13 protein-coding genes are annotated in these 18,006 nt (G+C 69.6%); 7 read left to right on the top strand and 6 right to left on the bottom strand.

Annotated elements, in window-relative coordinates:
• Complete coding sequence (locus KBI44_03375) at positions 1 to 258, bottom strand: hypothetical protein (protein MBP9143500.1); 258 nt, start codon at positions 256 to 258, stop codon at positions 1 to 3.
• 25 nt (positions 259 to 283) lie between these two features.
• Positions 284 to 1,771 carry a sigma 54-interacting transcriptional regulator gene (locus tag KBI44_03370; GenBank protein MBP9143499.1) on the bottom strand — a complete coding sequence of 496 codons (1,488 nt, stop codon included), beginning with the start codon at positions 1,769 to 1,771 and terminating at the stop codon, positions 284 to 286.
• A 249-nt stretch (positions 1,772 to 2,020) separates the two neighbouring features.
• Between KBI44_03370 and KBI44_03365 the strand changes: the two genes are divergently transcribed.
• The 7 genes from KBI44_03365 (at position 2,021) to acs (ending at position 10,198) form a co-directional block, all read left to right on the top strand.
• On the top strand, positions 2,021 to 3,094 hold the full coding sequence (locus KBI44_03365; protein MBP9143498.1) for a hypothetical protein: 1,074 nt from the start codon (positions 2,021 to 2,023) through the stop codon (positions 3,092 to 3,094).
• A 10-nt stretch (positions 3,095 to 3,104) separates the two neighbouring features.
• Positions 3,105 to 3,380, top strand: a complete 276-nt coding sequence (locus KBI44_03360) for a DUF4212 domain-containing protein (protein ID MBP9143497.1) — start codon at positions 3,105 to 3,107, stop codon at positions 3,378 to 3,380.
• On the top strand, positions 3,377 to 5,284 hold the full coding sequence (locus KBI44_03355; GenBank protein MBP9143496.1) for a cation acetate symporter: 1,908 nt from the start codon (positions 3,377 to 3,379) through the stop codon (positions 5,282 to 5,284). Before KBI44_03360 ends, KBI44_03355 begins: the two co-directional genes overlap by 4 nt.
• Before the next feature lie 79 nt (positions 5,285 to 5,363).
• Complete coding sequence (locus KBI44_03350; GenBank protein MBP9143495.1) at positions 5,364 to 5,648, top strand: hypothetical protein; 285 nt, start codon at positions 5,364 to 5,366, stop codon at positions 5,646 to 5,648.
• 64 nt (positions 5,649 to 5,712) lie between these two features.
• Positions 5,713 to 7,602, top strand: coding sequence for a CBS domain-containing protein (locus KBI44_03345; protein MBP9143494.1), 1,890 nt, complete (start codon positions 5,713 to 5,715; stop codon positions 7,600 to 7,602).
• Between the two features lie 10 nt (positions 7,603 to 7,612).
• Positions 7,613 to 8,227: a 3'-5' exonuclease gene (locus KBI44_03340; protein ID MBP9143493.1), complete on the top strand. Its 615-nt coding sequence runs from the start codon at positions 7,613 to 7,615 to the stop codon at positions 8,225 to 8,227.
• 42 nt (positions 8,228 to 8,269) lie between these two features.
• Positions 8,270 to 10,198 carry an acetate--CoA ligase gene (gene acs, locus KBI44_03335; GenBank protein MBP9143492.1) on the top strand — a complete coding sequence of 643 codons (1,929 nt, stop codon included), beginning with the start codon at positions 8,270 to 8,272 and terminating at the stop codon, positions 10,196 to 10,198.
• 160 nt (positions 10,199 to 10,358) lie between these two features.
• Here the strand turns inward: acs and KBI44_03330 are convergent, their stop codons facing one another.
• From KBI44_03330 to KBI44_03315, 4 genes are all read right to left on the bottom strand, one after another.
• On the bottom strand, positions 10,359 to 12,380 hold the full coding sequence (locus KBI44_03330; GenBank protein MBP9143491.1) for a proprotein convertase P-domain-containing protein: 2,022 nt from the start codon (positions 12,378 to 12,380) through the stop codon (positions 10,359 to 10,361).
• Between the two features lie 209 nt (positions 12,381 to 12,589).
• Positions 12,590 to 15,529 carry a diguanylate cyclase gene (locus tag KBI44_03325; GenBank protein ID MBP9143490.1) on the bottom strand — a complete coding sequence of 980 codons (2,940 nt, stop codon included), beginning with the start codon at positions 15,527 to 15,529 and terminating at the stop codon, positions 12,590 to 12,592.
• Between the two features lie 73 nt (positions 15,530 to 15,602).
• Positions 15,603 to 16,421 (bottom strand): carbon-nitrogen hydrolase family protein, encoded by an 819-nt coding sequence (locus KBI44_03320; GenBank protein ID MBP9143489.1) that lies wholly within the window; start codon positions 16,419 to 16,421, stop codon positions 15,603 to 15,605.
• Positions 16,422 to 16,455: 34 nt separating this feature from the next.
• Positions 16,456 to 18,003, bottom strand: a complete 1,548-nt coding sequence (locus KBI44_03315) for a pyridoxal-dependent decarboxylase (GenBank protein ID MBP9143488.1) — start codon at positions 18,001 to 18,003, stop codon at positions 16,456 to 16,458.
• Positions 18,004 to 18,006: the final 3 nt, after the last annotated feature.

The raw sequence follows: 18,006 nt of genomic DNA, 5'->3' as shown, positions 1-18,006 counted from the left end.
CTACTCTCCAGGGCGCGAACGCAGCGCCAGTGCGATGAGCACGATCAGCAGGAGCCAGAAAGCGAAGAGAAAGACGAACGGCAGCGGCCAGAAGCCCACGGGCGCCTCGTGCGAGGTGGCGCGCAGGAGCGGCCCGACGAAGCCGGCGCAGCCCAAGAGGAAGACGGCGATGAGTCGTGTGCTCCGCGCGGACTCGCGCCGCCGCTCGCCGTCCGTGGAGGGCGGTCTGGCCGAGAGATCTGGGACCGGTTCACCCAAGTTCGAGGCTCGCTGGGTCGGGATCTTAACGCCGACGCGTGGGAGCCGTGGTGTCCGGCTCGCGCCTCTTCCGCAGTTCCCGCGGCTCCGGGAGACGGCGGTCATGGCCCAGGTGCCGGTAGAGCGTCGACCGCGCGATGCCGAGCCGCCGGGCGGCGAGCGAGAGATTGCCGCCGGCATCGTCCATCGCTCGGGCCACCAGCTCGTGCTCGATCTCGGAGAGGCGCTGGGGGCCGCCGGGCGCGGCGCTCGGCGCCGCGTCGGCCGATCTGCGGTCGGGGGCGCCCGGCCCCGGCTGCGGTGCCCGGGCGTGGTCGAGCTTCGGCAGGTGCTCGGGGCGGATCTCGTCGCCCTCGGCCAGCGCCAGCGCGTACTGCAGGGCGGTGCGGATCTGCCGCACGTTGCCCGGCCAGCGCCCGGCGGTGATCTGCCGGAGGGCCGAAGGCGACAGGCGGGGCGGCGGCGAACCCGGCATCTCGCTGGCGGCGAGGCGGGTGAAGACGTGGCGCACCAGGTTCGCGACGTCGGAGCGTTCGCGCACCGGCGGCAGCGACAGCACGGCGCCGGCAATTCGGAAGTAGAGGTCTCTTCGGAACGATCCGCCCTCGACCATGCCGGGCAGGTCGCGGCAGGTAGCGCAGATCAGGCGTACGTCCGCCTGCCGCGGCACGCTCTCGCCGACCCGGAAGTAGGTGCCGTCCTCGAGCACGCGCAGCAGCAGTGCCTGCAGGGGGCCGGGCATCTCGGCGACTTCGTCGAGAAAGAGGGTTCCGCCGCGCGCCGCGCCGACCTTGCCGTCGTGGCCCTCGCGGCGCGCATCGGTGAACGCTCCGGGCGCGTAGCCGAAGAGCTCGCTTTCGAGCAGGTGGGGCGACAGCGCGCCGCAGTTGATCGCCACGAACGGCCGCTCGCGGCGCGGACTCGCGCCGTGGATGGCGCGCGCCAGGAGATCTTTGCCAGTGCCGGTCTCGGCGAGGAGCAGGATCGGCAGGCGGGTGCGTGCGAAGCGCTCAGCGGCGGTCTTCGTCGCCACGACCTGCGAGTCGTCGCCATAGAGATCGGAGAAGTCGACCACGGACCTGGGCTGCCGGGTGGCGGCGCCGATTCTGCGGCCGCTCGCTCCACTCGCGACAATCGCTCCGCCACCCGTTGCGGTCGCCAGCGGTTCATCGAGCCAGGCGACGACTGCGAGCTCTTCGCCCGAGGGCGAGCGCAGCAGCTCCGGGTGCAGCCGCCAGCCGGCCTGGGCCCGCCCGGGCGCCCGGGCGGACAGCGCGACGACCAGGTCGGACTCGGCCTCGCTCGCCACCAGCGCGAGCTCCCGCCAGCCAAGGCCGACGATCTCCTGCACCGCGCGGCCGGTCTGCGGTCCGCCGAGCAGGCGTTCGGCGCCGGCGGAGGCGGCGGCCACCCGGCCGTCACGCGTGATGACCAATGCCGGGGAGGCGCACGGCGCGAGCGCACGCCCGACGAGGGCCAGCGCCTGCGCCGGCTCGAAGGGGCGGGGAGGCATGCCGGCAATTGTAGCTCACTGTCTGTTTTCGAGTCATCTGTAGCGATTCGATACAAAAGCAAGCAAGGCCGGGAACGCCGATCGCCCGTTGTTGCAGGGCTCGGCGCGTGGCACGAACCCTGCTCTCCCTCCGGCAGAACTCTGGAGATTCGGGGCACCCGCTGGGTGCCCCCCGCGGACGGCAAGAGGCCGACGACGGACCGCCGCGTGAAATCTGTCGGCCCGAAAGGAGCATCGATGAGAGCACGGATGCGAAGCGCTGCGTGGGGGCTCCTCCTCGTCACCGGCCTGGGGGTCGCCACGGCGCCGGCGAGCGCCCAACTGCAGTGGTCCTCGAAGGACGAGAAGATGAACTTCAAGGTCGGCCTCCTCGGCCAGATGCAGGGTGAGATGGTGGACGTCGCCGCGACGGACGACACCGCGACCAATCTGTTCATGCGCCGGCTGCGCCTGATCATGGGCTTCACGCTCGGCGAGAAGCTGTCGGTGTTCATGGAGACCGACAGTCCGAACCTGGGCAAGGCGAACAACGCCGGCGTCAAGGACGCGGGCGACATGTTCATCCAGGACTTCGTCGCGACTTACAAGTTCTCGCCCAAGTTCATGCTCGACGCCGGCATGCTGCTCCTCGAGCAGAGCTACAACCACAACCAGTCGGCGGCGACGCTCCTCACCACGGACTACGGTCCGTACAGCTTCGTCGAGTCCGCCCCGGCGGGACAGCGGGTCGGGCGCGACTATGGGCTGCGCGCCCGCGGCTATCTCCTCGACAACCATCTCGAATACCGCGGCGGTTTGTATCAGGGCGTGCGCGGCACCAACGCGGCCAACGATCTGCGCTTTACCGGGCGGGTGATGTACTCGTTCTTCACGCCGCAGGTCGGCCTGTTCTACCGCGGCACGTCGCTCGGCAAGACGCAGACGCTGTCGATCGGCGGCAGCTACGACACGCAGGAGGACTACGACTCGATCGGCCTCGACTTCTTCTGGGATCAGCCCATCGGCGAGAGCGCCTTCGTCTTCCAGGCCGACTACGTCAACACGGACGGCGGAACGTTCCTCACTGCCCTGGCGGAGCAGACGAACATGCTCTTCGAGACCGGCTTCTACTTCTCCTCCATCCGGCTCCAGCCGTTCCTGCAGTACGCCACCCAGGACTTCAACGATGTTACGCGCGTCGACGAAGAGCGCCTCACCGCCGGCCTGACGTACTACGTCAACGGCCACAACAACAACCTGAAGATCTCGTACACGAAGATCGAACCCGACGCCGGCGAGTCGCGCGACCAGATCAACCTGCAGTGGCAGATCTTCCAGTTCTAGGGAGGGCGGAATGTCGGAACTGACCGAGCAACAGAAGAAGGACTACTGGCGCTACAACCTGCGCCTCATGGTCATCCTCATGGCCATCTGGTTCGTCGTCGGCTACCTGCTCTCCGGCCTCTGGGCGGCCGAGCTCAACAAGGTGAGCTTCCTCGGCTTCCCGTTCGGCTACTACATGGCGGCGCAGGGCTCGCTCATCGTTTTCGTGATCGAGATCGCGGTCTACGCGCGGCTCATGAACAAGAAGGATCTCGAGTACGGCATCTACGAGGAGGCGAAGAAGTGAACCTGCGCAAGATCTTCACTCTCTACACCGTCGGCTTCCTCGGAGTGACCATCATCCTCGGACTGGCCGAGCACTTCTTCGATCTGCCGAACCGCTGGATCGGCTGGATCTTCATGGGTCTGTCGCTGGGGATCTACATCGTCATCGGCATCCTGACGCGCACCTCGGACGCCGACCAGTACTACGTCGCCGGGCGCGGGGTGCCGGCGATCTACAACGGCATGGCGACCGGCTCGGACTGGATGTCGGCGGCGTCGTTCATCTCGATGGCCGGCACGCTCTCGGTACAGGGCTTCTCGGGCCTCGCCTACGTCATGGGCTGGACGGGCGGCTACCTGTTGCTCGCCGTCTTCCTCGGACCGTACCTGCGGCAGTTCGGCGCCTACACCATTCCGGACTTCCTCGGAGCGCGCTACGGCGGCAACGCAGCGCGCCTGGTCGGTGTCTTCGCGGCCATCCTGTGCTCGTTCACCTACCTCATCGCTCAGGTGACCGGCGTCGGCCTGATCGTCTCGCGCTTCATCGGCCTCGACTTCAACGTCGGTGTCTTCGTCGGGCTGATCGGCGTCCTCTTCTGCTCGGTGCTCGGCGGCATGCGCTCGGTCACCTGGACGCAGGTGGCGCAGTACATCATCCTGATCACGAGCTACCTCGTGCCGGTGGTCGTCCTCTCGTGGCAGCTGTTCTCGAACCCGATTCCTCAGCTCGCCTACGGCAAGGTCCTGCAGATGAACAATCAGTCGGCTCTGCAGATCACCCGGGATCCGCAGGAGAAGGCGACGCGCGAGATCTGGAAGGCAGAGGCGGCGGCCGCCGACGCCAAGATCAAGGATCCGGCGACCTCGGCGGAGGAGAAGACCAAGCTGACGGCGGCGCAGAAGACGGCCACGGCCCAGGCGAAGGCGCCGGCGGCCTCCGACGACGCGACGGTCGGCAATTACCTGACAGTGCCGAAGGGCAAGGGAATGTGGAACTTCCTCGCCCTCACCTTCTGCCTGATGGTGGGAACGGCCGGGCTGCCGCACATCCTGGCCCGCTACTACACGACACCGTCGGTGCGCGAAGCGCGCACCTCGGTCGGCTGGTCGCTGTTCTTCATCTTCCTGCTGTACTTCACCGCCCCAGCCTACGCGGCGTTCGCCCGCTTCTCGGTATTCACCAAACTCGTCGGCTCGAAGATCGCCGATCTGCCGTCGTGGGTGACGCTGTGGAAGCCGGCCGGTCTGTTCGACGTCGTCGACAAGGCGGGTGATGGCATCGTGCAGCTCGCGGACTTCGTGATCAAGAGCTCCGATTTCGTGGTGCTCGCGACGCCGGAGATCGCGGGGCTGCCGTTCGTGGTCACCGGCCTGATCATGGCGGGCGGCCTCGCGGCGGCCCTGTCGACTGCCGACGGTCTGCTGCTGACCATCGCCAACGGCATTTCGCACGACCTCTACTACAAGGTCATCAACCCGCAGGCGACCCTCATCCGCCGGCTCACGATCACCAAGATCTTCCTGATCGTGACCGCGCTCATCGCCGCCTACGTCGCCACCTTTAGGCTCGCCATCATCGTCGAGCTGGTGGCCTGGGCGTTCTCGCTCGCCGGATCCTCGTTCTTCCCGGCGCTCGTCATGGGCATCTGGTGGAAGCGGACCAACAAGGCGGGCGCGCTCTCCGGCATGGTCGCCGGCCTCGCGGTCACCCTCTTCTACATGATCGGCAGCCGCTTCTACGGCATGAGCTGGTTCGGTACCGCCACGGTCGCCTCGGGCGTCTTCGGCCTGCCGATCGGCTTCTTCGTCATCTGGATCGTCTCGCTCCTCACCCCCGCTCCCGACAAGGCGACACAGGAGCTGGTCGTGAGCGTCCGTTATCCCAAGACCGGTTCGGCCTCGGCGGCGATCAACGCCGGACACTGAGTCGGATCCTGCCTGCCGCCGGGGTTGCCACCATTCGGGTGGAGCCCCGGCGGCGCTTCCTCTAGACTCTCCGCCAACCATGAACCCCGACATCGTCAAGGTCCTCCTCCTCGGCCGCCTCGTCTCCTTCATGCTGGTGGTCTACGTCGGCTTCGGGCTGGTGGTGGAATGGAAGAGCCGGCGGGAGGGCAGCAAGCTCAAGGCGTTCGGTCGCCTCCTCTGCCGGCCGCTGGTCTACCCGGTCGCCCGGTTCTCGCCCGAAGGCACGCCCTACGTCACCATTCTCCGGCGGACCGCGATCGCCGTTCTGGCCGTCTGGATCGCCTTCATCGTCGCGAGCGAGGTCTTGATCTCCAGGGGCTGATGCAGCCGCCCGCGCCACCCTCGCCTTCACCACGCTGCCTGGCCGCCGCCCGGCTCCTGCGCTCATGAACGAGCTCGGCCGTGGTTCGACATCTGCGGGCAAGGCGCTCGCCCCAGTGGCTCCGCGAGCCTTCCTCGCCAGCCATGCACCGTTCGACTCGTTCTCGGCGCAGGCCCTCGACCGCGTCGAACGCGCGCTCGAGATGCGCTTCGCCGCCCGCGGCGAGACGATCTTTGCCCGTCAGAGTGCTCCCGGTGACGCGCTCTGGATCGTGCGCAAGGGTCGGGTGCGCCTCGAGCGTGACGGCGAGCTGCTCGAGCTCGTCGAGCCGGGGGAGTGTTTCGGTTTCCCCTCGCTGATCGCCAATCGCCACCCGGAGCGCGATGCCGTCGCCGCCGAGGACACGCTGCTCTTCCGGATTCCGAAGCGGGAGTTTCAGCTCCTGCTCGACGAGCCCGGCGCAGCGCGTTTCTTCCTCGAAGGTCTGGCGGCGCGTCTCCGGTCGCAGGCGGGAGCGACGGAGAGCGGACCGCGTCCGGCGCTCGCGATGGTGCGGGAGCTGGGCCGGCGCCCGCTCGCCACCATCGCCCCCGGGGCGACCGTCGAAGCGGCGGCACGCCGGATGCGGGATCTCGGCGTCGGGTCGCTGCTGGTGACGCGGGAGGCGCATCCTGCGGCCGAAACGATCGTCGAGTTGCCGCTCGCCGCGGTGGCCGGCATCGTCACCGACCGGGACCTGCGCGACCGGGTGATGGCAGCCGGGCTTTCGGTGGCGACTCCGGTCGGCGAGATCGCCTCCTCGCCGTTGCTCGCGATCCGCGCCGACGTGTCGAACATCGATGCGATGCTCGAACTCGCGCGGCACGGCGTGCGCCATCTGCCGCTGGTCGCGGACGACCGCATCGTCGGTTTCATCTCGGCGAGCGACCTGGTGCTCCATCAGAGCCTGCATCCGCTGGCCCTGCGGCGCGAGCTCGAGCGCCGTCCGCTCGCCGAGATCCTGCCCGGCTTCACCGACCGCCTGCGGCGCGTCGTCGCCGAGCTCGCCGCGGGTGGCGTCGATGCGTTGCGCATCGGTCCGATCGTATCGACGATCGCCGACCGGCTCGCCCGGCGGCTCTTCGAAGAGGCCTCTGCGGCCCACGAGCTCCCGATCGACAGCATGGCCTGGATGGTGCACGGCTCGGAGGGCCGGCAGGAGCAGATCCTGCCCACCGACCAGGACAACGCGCTCGCCTGGGCGCCCGCCGGGGGGGCCGATCCGGGCGTCGCGACGGCGAAACGTGTCGAGGCGGCCGCCCGACAGGTGGTCGAGGGCCTCCTGGCCGCCGGCTATCCGGCCTGCCCCGGCGGCTACATGGCGACGCACTGGCACGATCCCCTCGCGGGCTGGATCCGGCGCTTCGAGCGCTGGATCGCCGAACCGCGGGAAGAGGACGGCATCGACATCCACACCTTCCTCGACCTGCGCCTCGTCGCTGGCGGGCTCGACCTTTCGGCGATCGACGAGCTGCGGCGCGCCGCCGGGCGGGACCGCCACTTCCTGCGCGCCCTGGCGCGTGAGGTGCGCGGCTGGGCGCTGCCGTTCGGGCTCTTCGGCACGCTCCGCGAGGGCGAGGAAGGGTTCGATCTGAAGCGTGGCAGCCTGCTGATCGTCGCGATCGCCCGGCTCTCGGCGCTCGAGGCAGGGAGCCTCGCCCGCGGCACCATGGAGCGTCTCCAAGCGGCGGAACCGGTGCTCGGCGCCGACGCCGCGACGCTCGCCGAGGGCTTCCGCTACCTCGCAGCGTTGCGCCTCGAGCTGGCGCTCGATCCCGCTCGGCGCGCCGACTCCGACTCCGGCCATCGCATCCACCTCGCGGCGTTGAACGCGCTCGAGCGCCGTTTCCTCAAGGAGATCTTCACCCTGCTCCGCAACGTGCGCGACGGCCTCGTCGCGCGCTTCGCGTTGTGAGCGCGACGTCATGGCGGAACCCACTCCTCCCGGCCGGCTGCTGGCGCTCGACCTCGAAACTACCGGGCTCGATCCACGGCGCCACGCCATCGTCGCGGTCGGCTGCGTGCCCGTCGAGGGGCGTTCGATCCTCTGGGGTCGCGCCTACCGCGCCCTGGTCGACGATCCGCGTTCGGGCCGTCCGCCCGACCTCGGGGCACTGGGCACCCACCAGGTGCTGCCGGAGGAGCAGCGCGGTGGCCTCGGTCTCCCCGCGCTGGTCGACCTCGTCGCGGGGCAGACCGAGGGCGGTGCCGTCCTCCTGGTGCACGGCGCCGCGATCGAGCGCGGCTTCCTCGAGGCCGCGGCGCGTGCCATCGGGCGCCGGACCCCGGCTCTGCCTACGCTCGACACACTCGCCTTCCTGCGCGCCATCGAGCGTGTCCGGCCGCACGTCGCCGAGCGGCTCCCGCCCGGCGCGGCACGTCACGCGGAGGTCCCCGCTTCGCTCGGGGCGGCGCGCTCGTTCTTCGGTCTCCCGGCCTATCCGGAGCACGATCCGCTCTACGACGCCCTCGGCACCGCGGAGCTCTATCTGCTGCTCTCGCAACGATTCCCCGAGCTTCATCCCCGCGTCCAGAGTTGATCGAGGAATGGACCCTTCCGCAGTCCGAAAGGAAAGCCCATCATGATTCAGCCGCCCGCCGCGATCGCCGCCAAGGCCCACGTCCGCACGATGGAGGAGTACCAGCGCCAGTACCGGCTGTCGCTCGACGATCCGGAGGGCTTCTGGCTGAAGCAGTCGGAGATCCTGACCTGGTTCCACCCGCCGCAGCAGATCTTCGACGCCGACCTGCGCGAGGTCGACTTCTCCTGGTACGGCGGCGGGCGCCTGAACGCCTGTCACAACTGCGTCGATCGGCACCTGGCGACGCGCGGCGACAAGCCGGCGATCCTCTGGGCCGGGGACGAGCCCGGGGACTACCGATCGATCACCTATCGCGAGTTGAAGCACATGGTCTGCCGGATCGCCAATGTCCTGCTCGCCCACGGCGTCACCAAGGGCGACCGTGTCGCGCTCTACATGCCGATGATTCCGGAGCTCGCGGCGACCATGCTCGCCTGCGCCCGGATCGGCGCCGTGCACTCGGTGGTCTTCGCCGGTTTCTCGGCCGAGTCGCTGCGCGGCCGGATCCTCGATGCCGGCGCGAAGCTGGTGGTGACCGCGAACGAGGGGTTGCGCGGCGGCAAGCGGATCCCCCTCAAGACGACGGTCGACCGGGCGGTCGAGGGGCTGGCCTTCGTCGGCTCGGTGCTGGTCGCGAGACGCACCGATACGGAGGTGCCGATGCAGGGCGGGCGGGACTTCTGGCTGGAGGAGGAGTGCTCGAAGCAGCGCTCGACCTGCCCGGTCGAGTGGATGCACGCCGAGTCGCCGCTGTTCACGCTCTACACTTCGGGCTCGACCGGAAAGCCCAAGGGCGTCCTGCACACCACCGGCGGTTATCTCGTCTACGCGGCGATGACGCACAAGCTGGTCTTCGACCTGCACGAGGACGACGTCTACATGTGCGCCGCCGACATCGGCTGGGTCACCGGCCACAGCTACATCGTTTACGGACCGCTGGCCAACGGCGCGACGACCGTGATGTTCGAGTCGATCCCGGTCTATCCGGACGCCGGCCGCTACTGGCAGGTCGTCGACGACCTGGGCGTGACGATCTTCTACACCGCACCTACGGCACTGCGTGCCATCGCGCGCGAGGGCGACTCGTGGGTCAAGAAGTACAAGCGCACGTCGCTCCGCATCCTGGGGAGCGTGGGGGAGCCGATCAACCCGGAGGTCTGGACCTGGTACCACGACGTGGTGGGGGACGGGCGCTGCGCGGTGGTCGATACCTGGTGGCAGACGGAGACCGGCGGCATCCTGATCACGCCGCTGCCGGGCGCGACGCCGACCAAGCCGGGCTCGGCGACACTTCCTTTCTACGGCATCGAGCCGGTGGTGGTCGACGAACAGGGCAAGGAGGTCAAGGGCAACGGCGTCGCGGGGAACCTCTGCCTCAAGCGCTCCTGGCCCGGTCAGGCCCGAACGATCTGGGGCGATCACGCGCGCTTCCGCGAGACCTACTTCATGACCTATCCCGGCCTCTATTTCACCGGCGACGGCTGCCGGCGGGACGAGGACGGCTACTACTGGATCACCGGCCGGGTGGACGACGTGCTCAACGTGTCGGGCCACCGGCTCGGTACGGCCGAGGTCGAAAGCGCCCTCGTCGCGCACCCGGCGGTCGCCGAGGCCGCGGTGGTGGGCTACCCGCACGACATCAAGGGGACCGGCATCTTCGCCTACGTCATCATCACTCCGGAGTTCGAGTCGTGGGATGCCGAGGAGCTCGTGGGTGCCCTGAAGCAGCAGGTGCGGGAGGCGATCGGCGCGATCGCGACGCCCGACCGCATCGTCGTCGCGCCGGGCCTCCCGAAGACGCGCTCCGGCAAGATCATGCGCCGCATCCTGCGCAAGATCGCCGCCGGCGACACCTCCGATCTGGGCGACATCTCGACCCTCGCCGATCCGGCGGTGGTCGAGAAGCTCGTCGAGGCCGCAGCGGGCTGAGGCCACTACCCGACGGCCCCGCCGGCCCCGCCGGCTTCGCCCGCCGGGAGCCCGGAAGAGAAAACCCCTCTCCCGCAGGGCTGCCGGGTAGAGGGGCGGAGAGAGTGCACCCCGGAGCTCCTCTCCCGCGAGGGATCGGAGCTCCAGGGTCGAGGCGGCTTCAGGCGCGGGAGCGCCGGCGCAGCAGGACCATCGCGGCCGTGGCGAGGAGAACCAGGAGCGCCGCGAGACCCACGGTGCCGAGGGTCGGAACTTCCGCGATGGGGACCGGCGGCTCGCCGATCACCGTCGCGGAGGACGAGTTGTTGCCCTGGGTCGTGTCGTTGTCCGCCGTCACGGTGGCGGTATTCAGGATCGCGCCCGGCGTGACGACGCTGGTCGTGAGGATGCAGGTCGCCGAAGCGCCCGAGTTGAGCGTCCCGACGTTCCAGCTCCATGGCGGCGTGTTCGTGCCGCCGCAGTCGTCGGAGACGTAGGCGACCTCGGCGGGGAGCGTGTCCGTGACCACGATGCCGGTGACGGCGCCGGGGCCGGCGTTGGCGACCGAGATGGTGTAGACGACGGTGCCGGGCGGCGAAGCAATGCCGGTCTTCAGGATCGAGAGATCGCCGCCGGCGGGGCCGGCATTCAGGCAGACGTTGCACTGCAGGCCGATCGCCGGCGTGACGATCAGCTCCCAGTCATCGACCGAACCGGTGTCACCGGCGGCGCCGTCTGCAACGGAAAGGGTCCAGGTCCCGGCGGTCGACTGGCCGTCGAAGGCGGACAGGGGCTGGGTCGGCGAACCGGAACCGCTGAACCAGGGCGTCGTCGCGGCGCAGTGGCTCTCGAGATCGAAGACCGTCTCGTCGTCGAACGTCACGTTCAGATCGTTGTCGGCGCAACCGACCGTGCTGGTAACCGGGACGCCCGGACGGTCGAGCAGGGTGACCACTGTCGCTGCCGGGCTGGTGAGCGTGAAGGTCAGGTCGCCGACCCAGCTGTGCGTCGCCGCGACCCGGATGTCGAGATCCGAGATCACGACGTTCTCGGAGATCACCAGATCGGAGGTGTTGGTCGCGTTGTCGGAGATCGCGATCGGCACGTCCGGCGCCTGGGTCTCCAGCCCGATCTGGTTGGCGTAGGTCAGGTTGAAGGGGCCGCCCTCGTTGGCGGTCACGACCAGATCGAGATCGACAGCGGTGAGGCACGGGATCGTCGAGGAGATCTGGATCTGGAACGGTGTGTTGCCCGGGGCAGAACCGTTGGCGGCGATATCCGGCCAGGTCGAGGCTCCGGCGAGAACCGTGACGCCGGGCGTCGCGCTGGTGAGCGTGCCGCTGATGCCGGTCATGCCGGAGAAGCCGCCGGCGGTGAGGGTGACCGTGAGATCGACGATCTCGCCGGGCTCCCAGACGCCGTTGACGTTGGTCGGCGGATTGCTGCACAGGTCAGCCGAGCCGACCGAGCCGAGGAAGAGCGACGGGCCCGAGGGCGCGCCGTTGGCGCGGATCATCCAGTTTCCGGGGAGTCCGAAGCTGTCGATAGTCCCCATCGTGGTCGTAGGCAGGACCGGTGGATCGGCAGGGGGGGCGGCGTCGAAGCCGACCCAGGAGCGGCCCTGCGAGACCGTCTCGTCGAGCGCCGCGGGGAAGTCCCCGATCGCGATCGAGCCGCGGTTGACGACCATGACGAGCAGGTCGCCGGCGACGGTGATGGGGATCGTGGGCGACAGGGCGTAGGTCGAAAAGCTGTCGAGAGCCTGAACGGTCAGGCCGGTCTCGGAGCCGACGAAGGTGGCGCCGTTGGCCGGGTTGCCGTCCGCGTCGGTGTAGATGTAGATATCCACGGCGTCACCGACGCCGGTTCCCGTCCCCGAGTTGAAGAGCACCTGGACCTCGTCGAGATCGAAGGGCAGGTCGGCCGGAGCTGGGGTGAAACGGTTGAACCAGAGGAACTGCCCGCCGTTGGTCAGGCCGATGCCATTCTCGGCAGTGCCGTCGTCGAGGATGAAGTCCGGAGTGCCGAGCGGCGCTTTCGACGCTCCGGAACCGGCGCCCGTTCCGGCTCCGCTCGCCGCGAAAGGCGATGGCGGTTTCACGTCGAGCGCGGCGGTGATCGTGCCGGCGGCGACGGTGAGGACCGTCGTGCAGGCGGCTGCCCAAAGCACTCCACGGCGCGGCTTCTCGTACGACTCGCTCATTCCACCCTCCTCTGTTGAGTCCTGCAGCGATTCGAGGCCATGCCCTCCGGCGGCGAGTTCCGCCGGCAGACAGGTGATCGACAATCGGACAAGCGATGTTGGAGAGTGGATGATGCCACATCTCGCCGGTCGCGCCGCACCGCCCCCCGGCGGGCCCGGCCCAGCCGGACGGCGACCGGAATCCCGGCCCGGGCGGCGCGGGCAGGCTCCTAGTCGAGCTCGGCGCTTTCGACCCGGTTGCGGCCGTTCTGCTTGGCGAGGTAGAGCGCCTGATCGGCGGCGTGCAGCAGACCGGCCGCCGTTCTTCTCGAGCCGGGAGCCGCCCAGGCGACGCCGATGCTCACGGTCACCACGCCCGTCCGGGGCGCAGCGGGATGAAGGATCCCCAACGCCTCGACGCCGAGCCGCACTTTTTCAGCGGTGGCGCGGGCGTCGGCCACCGAGGCGCCGGGAAGCAGCACCGCGAACTCCTCGCCGCCGTAGCGTGCCACGAACTCGCCGGCGCGCCGGCAGGTCTCGGCGACCGAGGTCGCAACCGCCCGGAGGCAGGCGTCGCCGGCGGGGTGGCCCGCGCGGTCGTTGAAGTCCTTGAACAGATCGACGTCGACGAGCAGCATGGCGAGCGGCGAACGCTGGCGAGAAGCGCGTCGCCATTCCTCGTCGAGCGTCTCGTCGAGCATGCGCCGATTGGCGACACCGGTGAGGCTGTCTTCGCGCACCAGTTGTTCGAGCCGCGCATTGGCCGCCCCGACCTCGGCCGTGCGTTCGGCGACGAGGCGTTCGAGATCGGTCTGCCGGCGCCGCAGGGTGCGCACCCGGGCATAGTAGAAGAGCGGCCCGAGGAAGGCGAAGACGAGAACGCCGCCGGCGCGAAACCAGATCGTCTCGTGGAAGCGGGGCTCGATCTCGAACTCGACCGACGCCCCCTCGCGGTTCCAGACGCCGTCGCTGTTCGCCGCGATCACCCGGAAGCGGTAGCGGCCGTGGGGGAGGCTGGTGTACGAGATCGTCCGATCCGGCTTCGCAGCCACCCAATCCGGGTCGAACCCCTCGAGGCGGTGTTGGAGAACGGTCCCGGGCACCGAAGCGAAACTGAGCGCGGTGTAGTGGAAATCGAGCCGCCGGGTGCCCGCCGGCAGGCGCCAGGGGCTTGGCTGCGGCAGGGTCCGGCCGTCGGCCACGACCTCTTCGATCAGCACCGGCGGCGGCAACGGATTCCGCTGCTCCTCTCCCGGGGCGATCGTGGCGACTCCGACCCGCGTGGCGAACCAGAGCCGGCCGTCCGGGTCCTTGTGACGCGAGGCGCCGGAGTGGTTCACCTCGACGGTCCGCAGCCCGTCTTCGAGCCCGTACGAGCGCGACGAAACGCGGCTACGGCGGCCCGCGAACAGCTCCTCGATCTCGGCCAGAGGCGAGGCGAAAAGTCCGCGGTTGCTGCCCATCCAGATCCACCCGTCGTCGCCCGGCACCGCAGACATGAGTGCGTCATCGAAAAGTCCCTGGGCGGCGGTGAGACTCGCGACCCGGCCGTCCCGGATGCGTGCCAGCCCGCCGCGCGTCGCCGCCCAGATCTCTCCCTTGCGGCCCTCGAAGAGCGCGGTCACGTAGTTGGCGGGCAGACCGTCGCGGGTGGTGAGCGAGGTCCAGCGGCCGTCGAGCTCCCGCCGACGGAGGCCGCCGATGGTCCCGACCCAGAGCGTCCGGTCGGAGGCCGGCAGGAGCGCCGTGACCGATTCGTTCGCCAGGCTGTCGGCGGCGTTGAGGGAGCGCAAGCTCCCGTCGGCGAGCGCCAGCAGTCCGTCGCTGACGGTGCCGATCCACAGCGTCCCGCCGCTGTCCTCGGCCAGCGCCTGCAGGATGTCGTCCTCGTGTCCGGCGAGGGGCATGGGCCGGAACCGTTCGCCGTTGAGAACGAACAGGCCGCGGTCGCCCGCGATCCAGAGCGAGCCGTCGGCGCGCTCGAGCAGGGCGCGCGCGGCGCCCACGAATCCTTCGGCCGCGCCGAAGCGGGTGATCCCGTCCGTCCGGATACGCGCCACGCCGGCATCCTCGGTGCCGACCCAGAGGCTGCCGGCCCGGTCGCGCATCACCGACCAGACGAAATCGCCCGGCAGGCCCTCGCGCGTGGTCAGGGTCCGCACGGCGCCGTTCTTGAGTCGGTTGAGTCCGCCGCCGTTGGTCCCCACCCAGAGGCTCCCCTCGCGGTCTTCGTGGATGGCCCAGACGAAATCGTTGGAGAGTCCGGTGCGCGAGTCGAAGGTCTCGAGGGCGCCGTCGCGCAGGCGCGCGAGGCCGCCGCCGTCCGTGCCGATCCAGAGATTGCCGGCGCGGTCGAAGGCGAGCGACCAGACGCGGTGGTGCGGCAGACCCTCCCTTGCGGCGTAGGTGGTGACGGTTCCCGCCGCCAGATGTTTCAGGCCGCCGCCCGAGGTGCCGATCCAGAGCCCGGAGCTGTCGTTCGCCAGCGCGAGGATCGCGTCGCTCGACAGACCCAATTCGTCCGGCAGCGGGCGGGCCGTGCCTTCGACGAAGCGGAAGAGACCGCTGTCGGTGCCCACCCAGAGCGTCCCGTCACTGTCTTCGACCAGGGCGCGGACGCCGCGCGTCACGAGGGCCTCGGAGCCCGGCGCGCGAACGAAGCGGCCGGCGCTGAACAGGAACAGACCGTCGCTGCTCCCGGCCCAGAGGCGTCCGGTGCGATCCGAATACAGGGCAGCGACGATCTCGCCGGAGATGCCTTCGTCGGCGCCGAAGTGGGTGAACCTCCCGCCCTCGAGGCAGGCCAGCCCGCCGCCCAGCGTGCCGATCCAGAGGCGCCCGGCCCGATCTTCGAGTAGCGCCCGGATCCAGTTGTTGGCGATCGCCGGCGTGTTCGACCTGTCGAAGACGACCGAGCGCACGCCGTCGAAGCGCGCCAGGCCATCGACCGTGCCGACCCAGAGGTAGCCGTCGCGGGTCTGGAGGATCGCCGTGATGTTGTCGTGCGGCAGCGCGCCCGGCGCCCTCCAGACGTTCTGCACGTACTGCGTGATCGCGCGATCCGGGTCCAGCGCCCGCAGAGGGGAGACCAGGAACCACGCGGCGCAGACGGTGCCGAGCCAGCGGGGCCAGCGGAGCCATCGGAGCCAGCTGGCCGATCGCCGATTCACCGGCGGATTCTGCCATGTAGTTGGCGCCCCGCTCGCTGCCCGAAGGGGCGGCCGCCTGGAGCCGGACTCCGGCCTAGCCGGGCAGGCGGCGATGGGCGGCGATCGGAATCGCCGCTCGGACGCGCTGGACCTCGGCGAGGTCGAGCGCGGCCACCGCGATGCCGACGCCGTCCGGGGCTTCGGCGAGGATCCGACCCCACGGGTCGACGATCAGCGAGTGGCCGTGGCTTTCGCGCAGGCCGCCGTCGTCGTGGGCTCCCTGTTGCCCGGGCGCGACGACGAACGCCTGCGACTCGACCGCCCGCGCGCGCACCAGGATCTCCCAGTGTGCCTTGCCGGTCGTCGCCGTGAACGCCGACGGGATCGCGAGCAGGGCAGCGCCGCGGGCGACGAGCGCCCGGTAGAGCTCCCCGAAGCGCAGGTCGTAGCAGATCGACAGGCCGACTCCGCCCAAGCCAGTCTCGGCAACGACGATCTCAGCTCCCGGCGCAACCGTTTCCGACTCCCGAAACGACACGCCGTCCGGAACATCGACATCGAACAAGTGAATCTTGCGATACACCGCCAGGCGCACACCGGTCGGTCCGAACAAGACACTGCTGTTGAAGCAGAGTCCCTTTACCGAGCTTTTCTCGTTGAACGATCCCAGCAGAAGATGAAGAGAGAGCTCGCGAGCCAAGCCGGAGAACAGGGAACAGGTCGCCCCCTCGAGCGTCTCCGCCAATTGCACCTTCTCGCCGTGCGGCCCGAGATAGTTGGTGTTCTCCGGCGTAGCGACGAAGGTCGCCCCGCGCCCCGCCGCCGCACGGATGAGCTCCTCGGCCTGGCGGAGATTCCCCTCCCGGTCCGAGGTCGAGCGCATCTGGCACACCGCGGCGAGGAGAGTCGTCATGGTCGGAGTCTATCGAGAGGGCGGCCGACTCAGGCTATGCGCCCTCGCCGAGGCGGGTCGCCTCCCGGCGGAGGTCCTCGAGCAGGATCTCCATGTCGCGACGGGTCGTGCGGTAGTTGAGAACGCAGCCGCGCAGGGCGAAGCGGCTGCCGATCGAGGCGTTCGACAGGTAGGAGCTGCCGCCGCGCTGCAGCGCCGCGAGGAGGCGCTCGTTCCAGGCGTCGAGCAGGAGCTCTGCCGCCTCGGATCGCTCCGGCGCGCGCGCTCCGGCGGGACCGAGATGGCGGAAGCAGAAAACCGAGAGCTCGACGGGCGCCCGCATTTCGAAATCGTCGCTCGCTTCGACGAGCTCCGCCAGGTAGCGCGCGCAGTCGAGGTTGGACTCGATCGCATCGCCGATCGCACGGGCGCCGGCGTGCGCCAGGATCATCCAGACCTTGAGGGCGCGGAACGGGCGCGTCAGCTCCGGCCCGTAGTCCCAGAAGGCGAAGCTCTCCTCGGAGTCGGTCGCCGTGATGCGCGTGTAGTCCGCGCCGAGCGCGAAGGCGCTGCCCAGCTTCGCGGGCTCGCGGTAGATCAGGCAGCCGCAGTCGGCCGGCAGGTAGAGCCACTTGTGCGGATCGAGAGCGATCGAGTCGGCGAGCGCGAGGCCGGCGAAGCGCTCGCGGACCGATGGCGCGAGCGCCGCGAAGCCGCCGTAGCAGGCGTCGACGTGCATCCAGAGGTCGTGGCGACGGGCGATCGCGGCGATCGACTCGAGCGGGTCGACGGCTCCGGTGACGACCGTTCCCGCGCTCGCGACGACGCAGAACGGTTCCATCCCCGCGGCGCGATCGGCGACGATGCGGCGCTCGAGCTCCCCGGTGTCCATGCGGAACGCCGCGTCGACCGCGATGCGCCGGACGAACTCGCGGCCGATCCCGAGAAGCGCCGCAGCCTTGTCGGTTGCATGGTGCCCCTCCGACGAGATGTAGACGACGAGCTGTCGGGCTTGGGCCCGCATGCCGCTGTCGTTGGCGCCGGGGCTTTGCCGATGGCGCGCGGCGGCAAGGGCGGTGAAGTTGGCGAGCGAGCCGCCGCTGGTGAAGAGTCCCCCGGCGCCGGGGTCGCAGCCCAGTGCCTCCTGGATCCACGCGACGGCCAAGTGCTCGATCTCGACCGGCGCCGGCGCCGATCGCCAGGCCGTCAAGTTGGCGTTCAGGGTCGCGGCCAGAAGGTCGGCGACCGCAGCCACCGCGGTCCCCGGGGCCGAGATGTAACCGAAGAAGCGAGGATGCCCGTTCTGGCGGCTGCCCGGGACGATGACCTCGTCCCACAGCGCGAGCAGTTCCGCGAACGGTCGCCCCTCCTGCGGCAGCGGTTCGGCGAGGCGCGCCCGCAGTTCGGCGGAGGAGGTACTGGGATAGAGCGGCCGATCGCGCAAGCCGTCGTAGTACTGCGCCATCCAGTCGACGGCTGCCGCGCCGAGCTGGCGGAGCTGCTCCTTCGAGAGGTCCAGGCCGGAGCCGGCCGCTGCAGCGGGTCCGGTGGCTCCGGTGGCTGCGACGGCTTCGGGGGTCGGCTGTCGTGGATCGCGACTCATGCC

The organism is Thermoanaerobaculia bacterium, from assembly GCA_018057705.1.
GTDB lineage: Bacteria > Acidobacteriota > Thermoanaerobaculia > Multivoradales > JAGPDF01 > JAGPDF01.
Note: the sequence above shows the minus strand (reverse complement) of the source record. Positions and strands in the feature narration are given on the sequence as shown.